Consider the following 17219-nt stretch of genomic DNA (forward strand, 5'->3'; position numbering starts at 1 on the left):
GCTCAGGCAGTCAGCCGCGCGATCGCCTCGGCCACGGTGAGCTCCTCGCGCTCGCCGGTGCGGCGGTCCTTCAGCTCCACGACGCCCTCGGCGGAACGGCGTCCCGCCACCAGGATCTGCGGGACACCGATCAGCTCGGCGTCCGTGAACTTCACGCCGGGCGAGACGCCCGCCCTGTCGTCGACCAGGACCCGGACGCCCGCCGCGTTCAGCTGCTCGGAGACGTCGAGCGCGAGCTCCGTCTGGAGCGCCTTGCCCGCGGCCACCACGTGGACGTCGGCGGGGGCGATCTCCTTGGGCCAGCACAGGCCCTTGTCGTCCGCGGTCTGCTCGGCGAGCGCCGCCACCGCGCGCGAGACGCCGATGCCGTACGAGCCCATGGTCACGCGGACCGGCTTGCCCTGCTGGCCCAGGACGTCGAGCTGGAAGGCGTCGGCGAACTTGCGGCCGAGCTGGAAGATGTGGCCGATCTCGATGGCGCGGTCCAGCTTCAGGCCGGTGCCGCACTTGGGGCAGGGGTCGCCCTCCTCGACGACCACGACGTCGAGGTAGTCGTCGACCTCGAAGTCACGGCCCGCCACGACGTTCTTCGCATGCGTGTTGATCTTGTTCGCGCCGGTGATCCAGGCGGTGCCCGCCGCCACCCGCGGGTCGGCGATGTAGCGGACCTTGTCCAAGCCCTGCGGGCCGACGTAGCCACGTACGAGATCGTCGCGGCCCTCGAAGTCCTCGGCCGTCACCAGCTCCACGACGGCGGGCGCCAGGTGCTCGCCGAGCTTGCCGAGGTCGACCTCGCGGTCGCCGGGGACGCCCACGGCGACGATCTCGCCGTCGACCTTGACCAGGAGGTTCTTCAGGGTCGCGGAGGCCGGGACGCCGAGGTGGGCGGCGAGCGTCTCGATGGTCGGCGTGTCGGGGGTGTCCAGCTCCTCGACGGGGCCGTGCGCCGAGCCGTCGGCGGCCTCCGTGACGACGAAGGAGACGGCCTCCGTGTTGGCCGCGTAGTCGCACGCGGGGCAGTCCACGAAGGTGTCCTCACCGGCCGGCGCGGGCGCCAGGAACTCCTCGGAGGCCGAGCCGCCCATCGCGCCGGAGACGGCGGAGACGATGCGGTGGTCGAGGCCGAGACGCTCGAAGATCTTGATGTACGCGGCGCGGTGCAGGGCGTACGACTCGGCGAGGCCCTCGTCCGTCGTGTCGAAGGAGTACGAGTCCTTCATCTGGAACTCGCGGCCACGCAGCACACCGGCGCGGGGGCGGGCCTCGTCGCGGTACTTCGTCTGGATCTGGTAGAGGATCACCGGCAGGTCCTTGTAGGACGAGCACTGGTCCTTGACGATCTGGGTGAAGATCTCCTCGTGCGTCGGACCGAGGAGGTAGTCGGCGCCCTTGCGGTCCTTGAGGCGGAACAGCAGGTCGCCGTACTCGTCGTAGCGGCCCGTCGCGTCGTACGACTCCTTGGGCAGGAGCGCGGGCAGGAGGACTTCCTGGGCGCCGATGGCATCCATCTCCTCGCGCACGACGTGGGTGATGTTCTCCAGGACCTTCTTGCCCAGGGGCAGCCAGGACCAGATGCCTGCGGCGGTGCGGCGGACGTATCCGGCCCGGACGAGCAGCTTGTGGTTGAGCGTCTCTGCGTCCGCCGGGTCGTCGCGCAGTGTCTTGATCATCAATCGGGACATGCGCTGGACCTGGGCCATGGTGAACTCCTGCGAAAGGGGGTCCCCCCTGCTCGAGCTGAGCCGAGAGCTTGGGGAAGGGTGATGGCAGGAGGTTAACCGGGGCCCGGGCGCGGGCGGAAATCGGTTAGGCACCCGACCGCTTCAGCGGCAGGGGCGCGCCCATCACCGCGTACGGCTTCTGGGCGCTGGGGAACTGGACGTTGCGGGCCAGGTCCGCGTACCCGAGCGAGCGGTAGAGGCCGCGTGCGGGGCTCTCGATGTCGATCGCGGAGAGGATCGAGCGCGGCTGGTCCACGGTGTCCGTGATGGTGGTGATGAGGGTGCGGCCGACTCCGCGGTTCTGGTAACCGGGCTGCACATGGAGCTCGGTGATCACGAAGGAGTCGTCGAGCCAGTCCTCCACGCCGTGGACCCGCAGATACGGCTCGACGACCGTGGACCACCAGTGGCCGCGGCTGTTGGGCATGCCGTAGACGAAGCCGACGAGCCGCCCCTCGGGGGTGGTGGCGCCGAGCGCGCGGGCGCCGGGGTAGGTGAGGTGCCGCAGCACGATCTGGCGCCGCACGGTCACCTCGTCGTCGCTGAGCCCGAAGGCGTGGGCCTGTACCCGCAGCGCTTCGTCCACGTGCGTGGCGAGGTCCATCGGCCCGATCACGACGTCGTCAGTCATGCGCCGAACTTTAACTCGCGGACGGGGGTGCGTGAGGAGTGCGGTGTGAGACGCACAGGGGCCGGAACCGGACGTGAACCGGACGGGAACCTGACCGGAACCGGACTAGAACAGGACGCTCATGAACGCCCCGACCTCCTGGAACCCCACCCGCCGGTACGCCGCCCTGGCCGCGGTGTTGAAGTCGTTGACGTAGAGGCTGACGACCGGGGCGACGTCCGCGAGGGCGTACCGCAGGACGGCCGCCATGCCGGGTGCCGCGTAGCCCTGGCCCCGGTACTCGGGGGCCACCCAGACGCCCTGCACCTGACAGGCGTGCGCGGTGGCCGCGCCGATCTCGGCCTTGAAGATGACCTTGCCGTCGCGGTCGAGGCGGGCGAAGGAGCGGCCCGCGCCGACGAGTTCGGCGACCCGCGCCTGGTAGAGGAGGCCGCCGTCGCCGGCGAGCGGTGAGATGCCGACCTCCTCGGTGAACATCGCCACGCACGCGGGCATGATCGTCTCCATCTCGTCCTTGCGGACACGACGGACGTACGGGTCGGGGGCGATGTCCCGCGGGAGGCGGTCGGTGACCATCAGGGGCTGCTGGGCACGGACCTCGCGGGCGGGGCCCCAGGACGGTTCGAGCAGCCGCCAGAGCTGGGCGGTGGGCTCGGCGGGGCCGACGATGGAGGAACAGCGGCGGCCTGCCCTGCGGGCGCGGTCCGCGAAGGCGCGGACGGCTCGCGGGGTCGCGCAGATGGGGACGAGGTTGGCGCCCGCGTAGCAGAGGGACTCCAGCATTCCGTCCTGGTACCAGCCCCACATCTCGCCGCCGAGCCGCCACGGGTCCAGGCCCGCGACGCGGACCCGCGAGGTCACGAAGGCGTTGGCCACCGGCTCGCGGTCGAGCACTGCGAGCGCGGCGTCCAGGTCACTCGGTTCGAGGACCCTGGTGGTGGTCTGAGTCAACAACGGGGCGTCTCCATCACTCCCTGCGGGCAACGACAACCAGTCGAACACCCTGCTAGCGTCGCCGCGTGCCCTCAGGGCGGCGGTCAGGGCTTGCCCGTCGCGTCACTGCGAGAAGCCCCTCGGGGCGGAGTCACACGGTCTGCTGATCTCCGTACTTTAACCGGAGATGCCGAGTAGCACCGCACGCAAGGGACCGGGCGCCACCTCCGGAGGGGCCCGGTCCCTTGCGTCATGTCAGGCGTCAGCCCGCGATGGCCACCGACGGCTCGCCCGAGGGGACGCCGTCCTTCTCCATCTGCTCGGCGATCTTCATCGCCTCTTCGATCAGCGTCTCGACGATCTTCGACTCGGGGACGGTCTTGATGACCTCGCCCTTGACGAAGATCTGGCCCTTGCCGTTGCCGGACGCGACACCGAGGTCGGCCTCGCGGGCCTCGCCGGGGCCGTTCACGACACAGCCCATGACGGCGACGCGGAGCGGGACCTCCATGCCGTCCAGGCCCGCGGTGACCTCTTCGGCCAGCTTGTAGACGTCGACCTGGGCGCGGCCGCAGGAGGGGCAGGAGACGATCTCCAGGCGGCGCGGCTTGAGGTTGAGGGACTCCAGGATCTGGATGCCGACCTTGATCTCCTCGACCGGCGGGGCCGAGAGGGAGACGCGGATCGTGTCGCCGATGCCCTCGGAGAGCAGCGCGCCGAAGGCGACCGCCGACTTGATCGTGCCCTGGAAGGCCGGACCGGCCTCGGTCACGCCGAGGTGCAGGGGGTAGTCGCACGCCGCCGCGAGCTGGCGGTAGGCGTTGACCATGACGACCGGGTCGTTGTGCTTGACCGAGATCTTGATGTCCCGGAAGCCGTGCTCCTCGAAGAGCGACGCCTCCCACAGGGCGGACTCGACGAGGGCCTCCGGGGTGGCCTTGCCGTACTTCTTGAGGAGGCGCGCGTCCAGCGAACCCGCGTTCACGCCGATCCGGATCGGCGTGCCCGCGTCGTTCGCGGCGCGCGCGATCTCCTTGACCTTGTCGTCGAACTGCTTGATGTTGCCCGGGTTCACACGGACCGCGGCGCAGCCGGCGTCGATCGCGGCGAAGACGTACTTCGGCTGGAAGTGGATGTCGGCGATCACCGGGATCTGCGACTTCCGCGCGATCGTCGCGAGGGCGTCCGCGTCGTCCTGCGTAGGACACGCCACCCGCACGATCTGGCAGCCGGACGCCGTGAGTTCGGCGATCTGCTGCAGCGTCGCCCCGATGTCGGACGTACGCGTCGTCGTCATCGACTGCACCGACACAGGTGCGTCCCCGCCGACGGCGACCGTACCGACCTGGATCTTGCGGCTGACACGGCGGTCGGCGAGCTTGGTCGGTACGGACGGGATTCCGAGAGAAACGGCAGTCATCTGGCGTGCATCCCCAAGGTGTGGATCAAGGTCCCGAGATCGGCGGGCTCCAGGCTTCGAGATTACGGCACCCCGCGGGGCCCGAGCACATCCCGTCCCCAAGTCCACCCAATGGTGGGCGACCGGACACATAGAGTGCCCGGCCGCCGCAAACTTCGCATTACTACGAGATTCTTACCGGGTTAACTACATCCGCGATCAGCACGAGAATCGTGAAGCAGATGAAGATTCCGGCCACCACATAGGCGACGGGCATCAGCTTCGCGACGTCGAAGGGGCCCGGGTCGGGCCGCTTCAGGAGCTTGGCGGCCTGGCGGCGCACCGACTCCCACAGCGCCCCGGCGATGTGCCCGCCGTCGAGCGGCAGCAGCGGCAGCATGTTGAACAGGAACAGCGAGAGGTTGAAGCCCGCCACCAGGAACAGCATCATCGCGATCTGGTTCTCCGGCGGGATGTCCAGCGTGAAGACCTCGCCGCCCACGCGGGCCGCGCCGACGACGCCCATCGGGGAGTCCTGCTTGCGGTCGCCGTCCCCGAAGGCCGCGTCCCACAGGTCGGGGATCTTGGACGGCAGGGCGATGAGCGACTCGACGCCGTTCTCCATCATGTCGCCCATGCGGTTCACGGAGTCGCCGAAGCCCTGCTGGACGATGCCGGTGGCGGGGGTGAAGCCGAGGAAGCCCGCGTAGACGTACTTCCCCTGTACGTAGCCGCCGTCGCCGTCCGTCTTGCTGACCTGGTTCTTGATCAGGTTGGCGTGCAGGTCGACCCGCTTGCCGTCGCGCTCGACCGTGATGGTGGCCGGACCGATGGTCTCGCGGATCTTGCCCTGGAGCGCGGACCAGTCGTCGACGGGCTTGCCCTGGAAGGCCACGATCTTGTCGCCGAGCTTCAGTCCCGCCGCCTTGGCGGGCGCGACCGTGTCGCCCTTCTCGCACTTGGAGCGGTTCTCGCTCTGCTGGATGACGCAGTCGGAGACCTTGCCGACGGACGTCGTCTGCGTGCTGATGCCGAAGGTCATCATCACGCCGAGGAAGATCGCCACGGCGAGGATGAGGTTCATGAACGGGCCCGCGAACATCACGATCACGCGCTTCCACGGCTTGCGCGTGTAGAAGAGCCGCGTCTCGTCGCCGGGCTTCAGCTCCTCGAAGGCTGCCGACCGCGCGTCCTCGATCATGCCGCGCCACGGGGACGTCGAGCGTGCCTCTATGCGGCCGTCCGGACCCGGCGGGAACATGCCGATCATCCGGATGTACCCGCCGAGGGGGATGGCCTTGACGCCGTACTCGGTGTCGCCCTTCTTGCGCGAGAAGATCGTCGGGCCGAAGCCGACCATGTACTGCGGCACGCGGATGCCGAACAGCTTGGCGGTCGACAGGTGGCCCAGCTCGTGCCAGGCGATCGAGAACAGCAGCCCGACCGCGAAGACGACTATGCCGAGGATCATCATCAGGGTCGTCATGCGCGGGCCTCCGCGGTCGCCTTCGCCGTCAGTTCACGGGCCCGGGCACGCGCCCAGGTCTCCGCTTCGAGGACGTCCGCGACGGTCAGGGAAGTTCCCGCGGCCGGTGTGCCGTGTTCGGCGACGACCTTCGTGACGGTCTCCATGATCCCGTTGAAGGGCAGGGCGCCGTTCAAGAACGCGTCCACGCACTCCTCGTTGGCGGCATTGAACACCGCCGGGGCCGTACCCGCGAGCTTCCCCACGTGCCGGGCGAGCCCGACCGACGGAAAAGCGTCGTTGTCGAGGGGGAAGAACTCCCAGCTGGAGGCCTTCGTCCAGTCGAAGGCGGGGGCCGCGTCCGGCACCCGCTCGGGCCAGCCGATGCCGATGGCGATCGGGCCGCTCATGTCGGGCGGCGTGGCCTGGGCCAGCGTCGACCCGTCGGTGAACTCGACCATGGAGTGCACGTACGACTGCGGGTGGACGACGACCTCGATGCGCTCGAAGGGGATGTCGTAGAGGAGGTGCGCCTCGATGACTTCCAGGCCCTTGTTGACGAGCGTCGCCGAGTTGACGGTGATGACCGGGCCCATGGCCCAGGTGGGGTGCGCGAGCGCGTCGTCCGGTGTGACGTTCGCCAGATCGGCCTTCGTACGTCCCCGGAACGGACCCCCGGAGGCCGTGACGACCAGCTTGCGCACATCGGCGCGGGTGCCCGCGGCGAGCGCCTGGAAGAGCGCGGCGTGCTCGGAGTCGACGGGGATGATCTGCCCCGGCTTGGCGAGCGCCTTCACCAGCGGGCCGCCGACGATCAGCGACTCCTTGTTGGCGAGCGCGAGGGTGCGGCCCGCTTCGAGCGCCGCGAGGGTGGGCGCGAGCCCGATGGATCCGGTGATGCCGTTCAGGACGGTGTGGCACGGCGAAGCGGCGAGCTGCGTGGCCGCGTCGGGCCCGGCGAGGACCTCGGGCAGCGGCTCGTCGCCGTACTGCCCCTTCAGCGCCTCGCGCAGCGCCGGTACGACGTCCTCGCGGGCCACGGCCACGGTCCGTACCCGCAGCCGCCTCGCCTGCTCGGCGAGCAGCCCGACGCGGCCGCCGGCGGCGGAGAGCGCGGTGACGCGGAAGCGACCGGGGTTGCGCAGGACGAGATCGATGGCCTGGGTGCCGATCGACCCGGTCGAGCCGAGGATGACGATGTCCCGCGGACCGTCCGTGACGACGGGGTCGAAGACGAGATGCGGGTCGGCGAGGGGGGCTGGACTGTCGCTCATCCCCCCATTCTTGCCTGGGCGGCGGTGTGAGGAGACACTGCGCCCCGATCCGGTCGGCCGGAATCGTGTTCCGGGGCGTTCCCGCGAGGGGGAACGCCCCGGAAAGCACGTCAGCGGATCGGCCGGTGGACGTTCTCCCGGGTGCTGGGGCCCGGTGTGGCGTCCGCGATCCAGGGGCCTTCGCCGCTGGGGTCCACGACGCCCGACTCCAGCCAGGTGTACATACCGTTCAGGACGCCCTTGACCACCTTGCGGTCGACGTCGTCCGTGTTGGTCCACAGGCGGTCGAACAGCTCGTCGACGCGGATGCGGGACTGGCGGCAGAACGTGTCGGCCAGCTGGTAGGCCTCGCGGCCGTGGTCCTCCGTCGTCCGCAGGAGCTCGGCACGTACGCATGCCGCGCTCATCGCGAAGAGTTCGGCACCGATGTCGACCACGCGGCCCAGGAAGCCCTGCTTGGTCTCCATCTTTCCCTGCCAGCGCGACATCGCGTAGAACGTCGAGCGGGCCAGCTTGCGGGCGCCCCGTTCCACGTAGCGCAGGTGCGGGGAGAGGTCCGCGTGGCCGGCGGGGTGGAACTCGGCGTACGAGCGCGGGAGCTGGCCCGGGCCCGTGACCAGTTTCGGCAGCCAGCGTGCGTAGAAGCCGCCTGCCCGCGCGCCCGCCTTCGCCTTGTCGGACAGGGACTTGTCCGGGTCGATCAGGTCGCCCGCCACCTTGAGGTGCGCGTCCACCGCCTCGCGGGCGATGAGCAGGTGCATGATCTCCGTCGAGCCCTCGAAGATGCGGTTGATGCGCAGATCGCGCAGGACCTGTTCGGCCGGGACCGCGCGTTCGCCGCGGGCCGCGAGGGACTCCGCGGTCTCGAAGCCGCGGCCGCCGCGGATCTGCACCAGCTCGTCCGCCATCAGACAGCCCATCTCGGAGCCGTACAGCTTGGCGAGCGCCGCCTCGATGCGGATGTCGTTGCGGTCCTCGTCGGCCATCTGGGAGGAGAGGTCGAGTACGGCCTCCAGGGCGAAGGTCGTGGCCGCGATGAAGGAGATCTTCGCGCCGACGGCCTCGTGCAGCGCGACCGGCTTGCCCCACTGCTCCCGCGCGCCCGACCACTCACGGGCGATCTTCAGGCACCACTTGCCCGCGCCGACGCACATCGCGGGCAGCGAGAGGCGGCCGGTGTTGAGGGTGGTCAGGGCGATCTTCAGGCCCGCGCCCTCCGGGCCGATGCGGTGCGCCGCCGGGACGCGGACCTGGTGGAAGCGGGTCACGCCGTTCTCCAGGCCGCGCAGGCCCATGAACGCGTTGCGGTTCTCGACGGTGATGCCCTCGGCCGCGGCCTCCACCACGAAGGCCGTGATGCCGCCCTTGTGTCCCTCGGACTTCGGCACGCGCGCCATGACGACCAGGAGGTCGGCGACGACACCGTTCGTCGTCCACAGCTTCACGCCGTCCAGGACGTACGAGTCGCCGTCCGGGACGGCCGCCATCGCCATGCGGGCCGGGTCGGAGCCGACGTCCGGCTCGGTCAGCAGGAACGCGCTGATGTCCGTGCGGGCGCAGCGCGGCAGGAACTCGTCCTTCTGCTCCTGGGTGCCGAACTGCTTGAGCGGCTGCGGTACGCCGATCGACTGGTGCGCGGAGAGCAGCGCGCCGATCGCCGGGTTCGCGGAGCCGACGAGGGCCAGGGCCTTGTTGTAGTACACCTGCGTGAGGCCGAGCCCGCCGTACTTCGTGTCGATCTTCATGCCGAGGGCGCCGAGCTCCTTGAGCCCGTTGAGCACCTCGTCGGGGATCTTCGCCTCGCGCTCGATGCGCGCCGAGTCGATCTTCGTCTCGCAGAAGTCGCGGAGCTTGGCGAGGAATTCCTCGCCGCGCCGGGCGTCCTCGTCGGCGGGCAGGGGGTGCGGGTGGATCAGGTCGAGCCGGAAACGCCCGAGGAAGAGTTCCTTGGCGAAGCTGGGCTTGCGCCAGTCCTGCTCGCGGGCGGCCTCGGCGACCTGCCGGGCCTCGCGCTCGGTGACGGACGGACCGGTAGGTGGTGTGGTTGGTGCGGGCATTGAGGAGCTCACCTCGCCGCGGAGTGGGGCCGGTCGGCTCCGATTGACCCGATCTCGACCCGGTCGGTTACTGACTGGTGCTACTCGATCGTATGGATCGTATGTACCCGATTCGCCCCCAGCCCACCAGTCCTCGCGCAGCGTTCGGCCCACCGGGACGCGTGGGGCGCCCGCACACGAGAACGGCCGGAGCCCCCGCACAGTGGGCTCCGGCCGTCCGGTCCGAGAAGTGACCGGAAGTGACCTACAGGTCGAGGCCCGTCAGGACCATGACCCGCTCGTACGTGTAGTCGTCCATCGCGAAGCGGACGCCCTCGCGGCCCACGCCGGACTGCTTGACGCCGCCGTACGGCATCTGGTCGGCGCGGTAGGACGGCGCGTCGCCGATGACCACGCCGCCGACCTCAAGGGCGCGGTGGGCGCGGAAGGCGGTCTGCAGGTCGTGCGTGAAGACGCCCGCCTGGAGGCCGTACTTGGAGTCGTTGACGGCGGCGAACGCCTCCGCCTCGCCGTCCACCTTCTTGATCGTGAGGACCGGCCCGAAGACCTCCTCGACGGCGATGGTGGTGCCGGCCGGTACGTCGGCGAGGACGGTCGGCGCGTACGAGGCGCCGTCCCGCTTGCCGCCCACGAGGAGCTGCGCGCCCGCCTGGACGGCCTCGTCGACCCAGGACTCGACGCGCTTGGCGGCGTCCTCGTTGACGAGCGGTCCGACGTCCGTCTTCGGGTCGGACGGGTCGCCGGTGACCTGGGCCTCGATGGCCTTGAGGACGCGCGGCACGAGCCGGTCGTACACGGAGGCGTCGGCGATGACGCGCTGCACCGAGATGCAGGACTGGCCGCCCTGGTAGTTGGAGAACGTCGCGATGCGCGAGGCCGCCCAGTCCAGGTCCTCGTCGGAGGAGAAGTCGGACAGGACGACGGCGGCGCCGTTTCCGCCGAGCTCCAGGGTGCAGTGCTTGCGCGGCACCGAGTCCAGGATCGCGTAACCGACCTTCTCGGAGCCGGTGAAGGAGATGACGGGGAGGCGCTCGTCCTGGACGAGGGCGGGCATCTTCTCGTTCGCGACCGGAAGCACGGACCAGGAACCGGCCGGGAGGTCGGTCTCGGCGAGCAGCTCGCCGATGAGGAGACCCGAGAGCGGGGTCGCCGGCGCCGGCTTGAGGATGATCGGCGTGCCGGAGGCGATGGCCGGGGCGATCTTGTGGGCGCAGAGGTTCAGCGGGAAGTTGAACGGCGCGATGCCCAGGACGACACCCTTGGAGAAGCGGCGCGTGAAGGCGAGACGTCCCTGGCCACCTGCGTCGGTGTCGAGGCGCTGGGCCTCGCCGCCGTTGAAGCGGCGGGCTTCCTCGGAGGCGAACCGGAAGACGGAGACGGCACGGCCGACCTCGCCACGGGCCCACTTGATCGGCTTGCCGTTCTCCGCGGAGATGAGCTGGGCGATCTCTTCCGTGCGCTCGACGAGCCTGCGGCTCACGTGGTCGAGGGCGGCGGCCCGCACGTGCGCCGGGGTCGCGGCGAACTCGTCGCGCACGGCGTACGCGGCGGCGACGGCTTCCTCGACCTGGGCGTCGGTCGGTACGGACGCCTTGCCGACGACCCGTCCGTCCCACGGCGATGTGACGTCGAGAGTGGTCTCACCGGTGGTCTGGCGACCGGCGAGCCAGAAGGCGTGGATGGAAGTCATGTCGATTCCCGGCCCTTCCGCGAAGGTGTGTCTTGGGGGGTACGTTCCCCACCGTAGGGGCGGCAAGGGCGCGGGACGTTTGTCCGACGCGGAGTACTGACCCTTGGGGCCGCGCCGCTTTGGCAGGGGAACGATTCCCCCGCAGCTACTCCGTACCGCTCGATGTCGCCTTCAGGGACAGCCACAGCTCCATGCGGACGTCCGGGTCGTCCAGGGAGCGGCCCAGGATCTCCTCGACCCTGCGCATGCGGTAGCGCAGGGTGTGGCGGTGGACGCCCAGGTCGGCCGCCGCCGCGTCCCACTGGCCGTGGCGCGAGAGCCAGGCCCGCAGCGAGGCGATCAGGTCGCCGCGGCCGGTGGCGTCGTGCTCGTACAGGGCGCGCAGCAGACCGTCGGCGAACGCCCGTACGGCATCGTCGGCGAGCAGCGGCAGGACCGAGCCCGCCGCGAGGTCCTCGTGCTCGACCAGCGCACGGCCGCGGCGCCGGGCGATGGACAGCGCCTGGTCCGCCTGCTTGTACGCCGTGGCCGCCGCGATCGGTCCGGCGGGCGCGGAGAGGCCGAGGAGGAGAGCCGTCCCGTCGCCCGCACCGCCCTCCGGCGCCTCGGAACGCCCTGCCTCCAGCGTCTGCGCGTACGCGACGCAGGCCGCCGCGCCCGCGCCGCCGTCCACGACGAGCAGCACGAGCCGCTCGCCGTAGGGGACGACGAGGAGTGCCTCACCGGCGCGTGCCGCGGCCGACTCGACGGCCTCGGTCAGACCGGCGAACGGGTCGTCGTCCTCCGGGGCGGAGGCGGGCACCTCCGCGACCACCAGGCGGAACGGCGCGTCGAGCAGGCTGCCGTACAACTCCCCCGCCACCGTGCGGGCATGGTCCGGCTCCCCCGCGAGCAGCATCCGCAGCACCGCGGAGCCGACCCGCGCCTCGGCGGCCTGCAGCGAGCGGTTGCGCTCCGTGGTGAGGGTGAGCAGCGCTATGGCGGAGTGCAGGGCGTACCGCTCGGCGGTGCCGAGGGTGGAGGCCGTGCCGACGGCGAGCGCGGCGCGGGGCCGCCGTCCCGTGCCGATCGAGTGCAGCTCCACCCGGTCCTCGGCGCCCGCGACGACCGCGCTCGCGGGTGCGGCCCGGTCCCGCAGGCGCTCCACGTCGGTGGTGAGCCTGGCGGCCCGGCGGGACGCCCACTCGGGGGCCGTGGCGACGACGGCGCCGGACGCGTCGTACAGCGCGGCCCAGCCGTCCACCTGGCCGGCGAGCGCGCCGAGCAGCCCTTCGGGGCCATCGCTCAGTGCCTGCTTGGTCAGCTCGCGCTGGGCCGCGAAGCCCGCCGTCACCGCGCGGTACTGGTCGGCGGCGATGGCCGCGGAAACCGCCTTGCTGATCGCGAGGAACGGGGTGCGCCGGGGCACCTCAAGGAGCGGAAGCCCTTCGTCCGCGGCGGCCGCGACCAATGCCTCCGGAATGTCCTTGTAATGCACCCCGACCGCGAACCCGAGCCCGACGACGCCCGCCGCCGCGAGCCGCTTCACGTAGCGGCTCATGGCCTCCGGGTCCTCCGCGTCCAGCTTGAGCGCGGTGATCAGGAGGAGCTCGCCGCCCTCCATGTAGGGCACGGGGTCGGTGAGCTCACTGGCATGCGCCCAGCGCACGGGCGCGTCCAGATGGTCCTCACCGGCGCGCACGGTGAGCTTGAGTGCGGAGTGGTGGACGAGGGAGGCGAGCGTGGGCGGCATGGGGCCTTCAGGTCTGGTCAGCAGGTCAGGGCGGCAGGTCTGGCAGCGGCGGTGGGCGCGCGTCCCGGTCGGCCATTGAATCCCGGACGAGATGTGGATCTTTTGGCCGGTACGTATGAACGACCTGTGTCGATTCTGCCTCACCGTACGGTACGTACGGGACCGAATTCCCCGTACGTACATCCCTGCCTGCGCCGCCGCTGCGTACGCCCGGGTGGCTATCCCCGAAGGTCCACCAAAAGGGGTGGCGCGTGCTCGCCCCGTACGTCCGTCAGGGAGAGCACCGCGTGGCCCGGGGGCAGCGAGTGGGCCAGGTCGGAGGCGGACCAGCGCTCGCGTTCGACCTTGCGTACGGTGACGGCGTCGGTGGTGACCGCCTTGCCTGTGACGAGCTTGCGCAGCGAGTGCAGCGCCCGGGTCATCGGCTGGTCGGCGAAGACCGTGTGCTGAGCCACTTCCTTGGTCTCGATCCACTCGGTGCCCCAGGCCTCGGTGAACCGGCGCCCGTCCCAGGTCGTCACGCCGGAGAAGGCCATCCGGCAGCCGACCGCGGCGTAGAGCGGTCCCTGGAGCGGCTCCGGCACCTCGCCGATGGTGCGCAGACCGAGCACGACGCCCGCGTTCAGCGACCGCAGCCGCTGAATGGCGCGCACGCTCTCGGGGGTGAGGGTGCGGGCGGCGTCGTCGAGGATCAGGCACGCGAAGTGCGGCCGCCGGGCACGGCCGCGCGCGACGTACGAGAACTGGGCGAGCAGCAGGCGGGCCAGGAGCCGCGACGCCTCCTCGTGTCCGTGTTCGGGCAGGTCCACCCTGACGCGGAGCGGGTGGTGGGCGACGGCCCGCATCGAGAAGGGGTGCCCCTCGCCGCTGGGGTCGAAGAAGTCGGCGAAGGCGGGGCGGTCGAGCAGGGCGAGCCGGTCGGCCAGGGCGGGGCCCGGGTCGTTGGGCGAGCCGGACTGGCGGACGCGGGCGTCGAGTTCGCGGCGCATGGCGGTGTGTTCGTCGGCGGCGAGGCCCGCACGGAGGGCGTCGAGCGCGGCCGGGTCCCCCTCCAGCAGTTCGCGCAGCACGGGCACGGACGGGAAGCGGTCGTGGAGGCGGCGGTAGGGGCCGAGGAGTTGGGCGAGGGTGGTGGCGGCGCGCCGCGTGTCCACGGCTTCGAGGTCGCCGACGAGCCCTTCGGCGAGGAAGGCGGCGGCCTCGTCCGGGTCGTCGCAGTCCGCGTACAGGTCGAGGTCGTGCACGGACGCCGGATCGCCCGGCCTGGCCACGACGTCGTACGCGCTGTCGGGGCCGAGCGCCGTGCCCGCGGCGCACACGACGACGACCGCGCACTGCCCGGTCAGGGCGCCCAGGGCGAGCGACTCGGCCACCGGCCGCATGAGCCGTCCGGTCTTGCCCGCACCGGACGGACCCACCGCGAGCAGCGAAGTGCCGAGCACGGCGGGGTCGAGCGCGGCTCCGGCGTCGCGCACGGCGTAGGGATTGCGCTCGTCCTTCGCGAAGCGGCCGATCTTGACCTGGCCCACGAGCAGGTCGTGGACGGCGCTGCGGGCGGGCAGATCACGCTGACCCGAGGGGTGGGTCCAGGAGGCGGCGCCGTGCCGGGCGACCGTGTCCACGAAGGTGGCGAGCGCGCCCGGGTCGGGGGCGGCGGTGCGCCAGGCGTGGGCCACGCGGGCGCAGTCGACGTCGTTCATGCGTCCGCTGACCAACTCGGCGGAGAGCAGGTCGGCGGCCTTGTCGTGTCCCGCCGCGCGCAGTTCGGGCCAGTGGCCGCGCGCGGGAGCGCCGGCGGGGCGCGGCGGGGTGGCGCGGGGGCGTGTCGTCGCGCGCGTCGCGGTCCTGGCGGTCGTGGCGTCGCGGATCGCCTCCCACCATCCGCCGATCCGGGCGAAGGGCCACAGCACCGCGAGGGTGATCAGGATGTACAGGCTGTCGGTGAGCACCTGCGAGGTGAAGACCTCGTAACCCCCCGCGATGAGTGCGACCAGGGAGAAGACGGGGTCGACCACGGGCAGCGGGCGCGCGTCGAGCCCGAAGGCGCTCGGCCAGACGAAGATCAGGACACCGACCGCGGCGACGGAGGCGACCACGGCGCGGGAGGGCTGCGGGCGCCGCACCACGAAGTGCCGGATCGAGTCGGGCCAGGCACCGAGCCGTCCGACGGAGTACAGCACCGCGCCGAAGACAAGACCGTTGTAGACGATCCGGGCGTCCTCGGCCTGCCGCTCCTTGGGCTGCACGCTGCCGGCCCACCACCAGTCGCCCGGCGTGAACAGCTTGAGCAGGGCCCACTGATAGGGGATGTTGCCCTGCCGCCACAGCGACCAGAACAGCAGGCCGAGCACGGCGGAGATCACCATGCCGACGATCAGCCGCCGGTTGACGCCTTCGCTCTCGGCCTCGGGCGCGGGGGCCCGGTAGGCGTAGCGCCAGATGCCGGGAGCCACCTCGGGGCGGGGCGTGGCGAGCCAGTCGGCGACGGAGGGGGTGCTGTCGGCGCCGGGTGCCCGCCGGGGCATCGGCGGCGCCGCGGGGACGGCCGGCCCCGCCGGACGCGGCACCGGTGTGGCGTGCGTACCGCGAGCGTCGTGCGTGCCTTCGGAGTCCATGGCCCTTGCCCCCTGACCTGCCGGTCTGTCGGTTCAGCCGTCAATCTAGTGCCCCTGCAGGGGGAGTTCACCGGATACGCGCCCGGGACCTGCGGGAACACCCTGACGTGCGCGGGGCGCCGATGGGGACGAAAGCCGCACCCCGCCCACGGGCCGCTATGTCCATCACGGACAACCGCCACGCCGAAAAACTCCCCCGTGGAGCATGCCCGCCCCCACGCTCCGCCCCTAACCTGCGAAAGAAAGCAGCAACGAAAGCCAGTATCGAGCGTCCGCCTCGCCCCACCCCCAGGAGCACCCCATGACCGCACTTCCGCAGGAGCGCCGCGTCGTCACCGCCATTCCCGGGCCGAAGTCCCAGGAGCTGCAGGCCCGCCGTACCGCCACGGTCGCCGGCGGCGTGGGTTCCGTGCTGCCCGTCTTCGCGGCGCGCGCGGGTGGCGGCATCATCGAGGACGTCGACGGCAACCGCTTCATCGACTTCGGCTCCGGCATCGCCGTGACGTCGGTCGGTGCCAGCGCCGAGGCCGTCGTACGCCGGGCGACCGCGCAGCTCGCCGACTTCACGCACACCTGTTTCATGGTGACGCCGTACGAGGGGTACGTCGCCGTCGCCGAGCAGCTCGCGGAGCTGACGCCGGGTGACCACGCGAAGAAGTCCGCGCTCTTCAACTCCGGCGCCGAGGCCGTCGAGAACGCCGTCAAGATCGCCCGTGCGCACACCAAGCGCCAGGCGGTCGTCGTCTTCGACCACGGCTACCACGGCCGTACGAACCTGACGATGGCGCTGACCAGCAAGAACATGCCGTACAAGAACGGCTTCGGGCCGTTCGCCCCCGAGGTCTACCGCGTCCCGGTGGCCTACGGCTACCGCTGGCCGACGGGCGAGGAGAACGCCGGTCCCGAGGCCGCCAAGCAGGCCATCGACCAGATCAGCAAGCAGGTCGGCGCGGAGAACGTCGCCGCGATCATCATCGAGCCGGTGCTCGGCGAGGGCGGCTTCATCGAGCCCGCGAAGGGCTTCCTGCCGGAGATCGTGAAGTTCGCCAACGACAACGGCATCGTCTTCGTCGCGGACGAGATCCAGTCCGGCTTCTGCCGCACCGGCCAGTGGTTCGCGTGCGAGGACGAGGGCATCGTCCCCGACCTGATCACGACGGCCAAGGGCATCGCGGGCGGCTTGCCGCTCGCCGCCGTCACGGGCCGCGCCGAGATCATGGACGCCGCGCACTCGGGCGGCCTCGGCGGCACCTACGGCGGCAACCCGGTGGCCTGCGCCGGTGCGCTCGGCGCCATCGAGACCATGAAGGAGCTCGACCTCAACGGCAAGGCCAAGGCCATCGAGGCGACGATGAAGGCCCGCCTGAACGCCATCGCGGAGAAGTACGACATCGTCGGCGACGTCCGCGGCCGTGGCGCGATGATCGCCATCGAGCTGGTCAAGGACCGCGCCACGAAGGAGCCGAACGCCGAGGCGACGGCCGCGCTCGCCAAGGCCTGCCACGCGGAGGGCCTGCTCGTCCTCACCTGTGGCACGTACGGCAACGTCCTGCGCTTCCTGCCGCCGCTGGTCATCGGCGACGACCTCCTGAACGAGGGCCTGGACATCATCGAGGCGGCGTTCGCCCGCGTCTGATCACCTCCCCACGGACGTGCTCAGCGGAGCCGGGATCACCCCAAAGGGGGAAGATCCCGGCTCCGT

Annotated in this window: 11 protein-coding genes; 1 reads left to right on the plus strand and 10 read right to left on the minus strand. The window is 71.1% G+C overall.

Annotation, left to right across the window (positions count from 1 at the left end):
• Window positions 1–2: 2 nt before the first annotated feature.
• The 10 genes from AB0E78_RS27995 to AB0E78_RS28040 all read right to left on the minus strand — a co-directional run bounded on the left by AB0E78_RS27995 (window position 3) and on the right by AB0E78_RS28040 (window position 15517).
• Window positions 3–1700 carry a proline--tRNA ligase gene (locus AB0E78_RS27995; RefSeq protein WP_361837880.1) on the minus strand — a complete coding sequence of 566 codons (1698 nt, stop codon included), beginning with the start codon at window positions 1698–1700 and terminating at the stop codon, window positions 3–5.
• Window positions 1701–1806: 106 nt separating this feature from the next.
• The gene (locus AB0E78_RS28000) at window positions 1807–2352 is read right to left on the minus strand and encodes a GNAT family N-acetyltransferase (protein WP_361837883.1); all 546 of its coding nucleotides are present in this window, start codon (window positions 2350–2352) and stop codon (window positions 1807–1809) included.
• Window positions 2353–2457: 105 nt separating this feature from the next.
• Window positions 2458–3306 carry a GNAT family N-acetyltransferase gene (locus AB0E78_RS28005; protein WP_361837886.1) on the minus strand — a complete coding sequence of 283 codons (849 nt, stop codon included), beginning with the start codon at window positions 3304–3306 and terminating at the stop codon, window positions 2458–2460.
• A 241-nt stretch (window positions 3307–3547) separates the two neighbouring features.
• The gene (gene ispG / locus AB0E78_RS28010) at window positions 3548–4705 is read right to left on the minus strand and encodes a flavodoxin-dependent (E)-4-hydroxy-3-methylbut-2-enyl-diphosphate synthase (RefSeq protein ID WP_361837889.1); all 1158 of its coding nucleotides are present in this window, start codon (window positions 4703–4705) and stop codon (window positions 3548–3550) included.
• A gap of 163 nt (window positions 4706–4868) precedes the next feature.
• On the minus strand, window positions 4869–6170 hold the full coding sequence (locus AB0E78_RS28015) for a site-2 protease family protein (RefSeq protein ID WP_361837892.1): 1302 nt from the start codon (window positions 6168–6170) through the stop codon (window positions 4869–4871).
• Window positions 6167–7423, minus strand: coding sequence for a 1-deoxy-D-xylulose-5-phosphate reductoisomerase (gene dxr, locus AB0E78_RS28020; RefSeq protein WP_361837894.1), 1257 nt, complete (start codon window positions 7421–7423; stop codon window positions 6167–6169). Before dxr ends, AB0E78_RS28015 begins: the two co-directional genes overlap by 4 nt.
• A 110-nt stretch (window positions 7424–7533) precedes the next feature.
• Window positions 7534–9480, minus strand: a complete 1947-nt coding sequence (locus AB0E78_RS28025; protein WP_361837897.1) for an acyl-CoA dehydrogenase family protein — start codon at window positions 9478–9480, stop codon at window positions 7534–7536.
• Window positions 9481–9724: 244 nt separating this feature from the next.
• Window positions 9725–11170, minus strand: coding sequence for an aldehyde dehydrogenase family protein (locus AB0E78_RS28030; RefSeq protein ID WP_361837900.1), 1446 nt, complete (start codon window positions 11168–11170; stop codon window positions 9725–9727).
• A gap of 145 nt (window positions 11171–11315) precedes the next feature.
• Entirely contained in the window at window positions 11316–12902 is a 1587-nt protein-coding gene (locus AB0E78_RS28035; protein ID WP_361837903.1) for a PucR family transcriptional regulator, read from the minus strand.
• A gap of 218 nt (window positions 12903–13120) precedes the next feature.
• Entirely contained in the window at window positions 13121–15517 is a 2397-nt protein-coding gene (locus AB0E78_RS28040) for an ATP/GTP-binding protein (RefSeq protein ID WP_361837906.1), read from the minus strand.
• A gap of 301 nt (window positions 15518–15818) precedes the next feature.
• Between AB0E78_RS28040 and gabT the strand changes: the two genes are divergently transcribed.
• Window positions 15819–17153 (plus strand): 4-aminobutyrate--2-oxoglutarate transaminase, encoded by a 1335-nt coding sequence (gene gabT, locus AB0E78_RS28045; RefSeq protein WP_361837908.1) that lies wholly within the window; start codon window positions 15819–15821, stop codon window positions 17151–17153.
• The last annotated feature ends 66 nt before the right edge of the window (window positions 17154–17219 follow it).

The organism is Streptomyces sp. NPDC032198, assembly GCF_040636975.1.
Classification (GTDB): domain Bacteria; phylum Actinomycetota; class Actinomycetes; order Streptomycetales; family Streptomycetaceae; genus Streptomyces.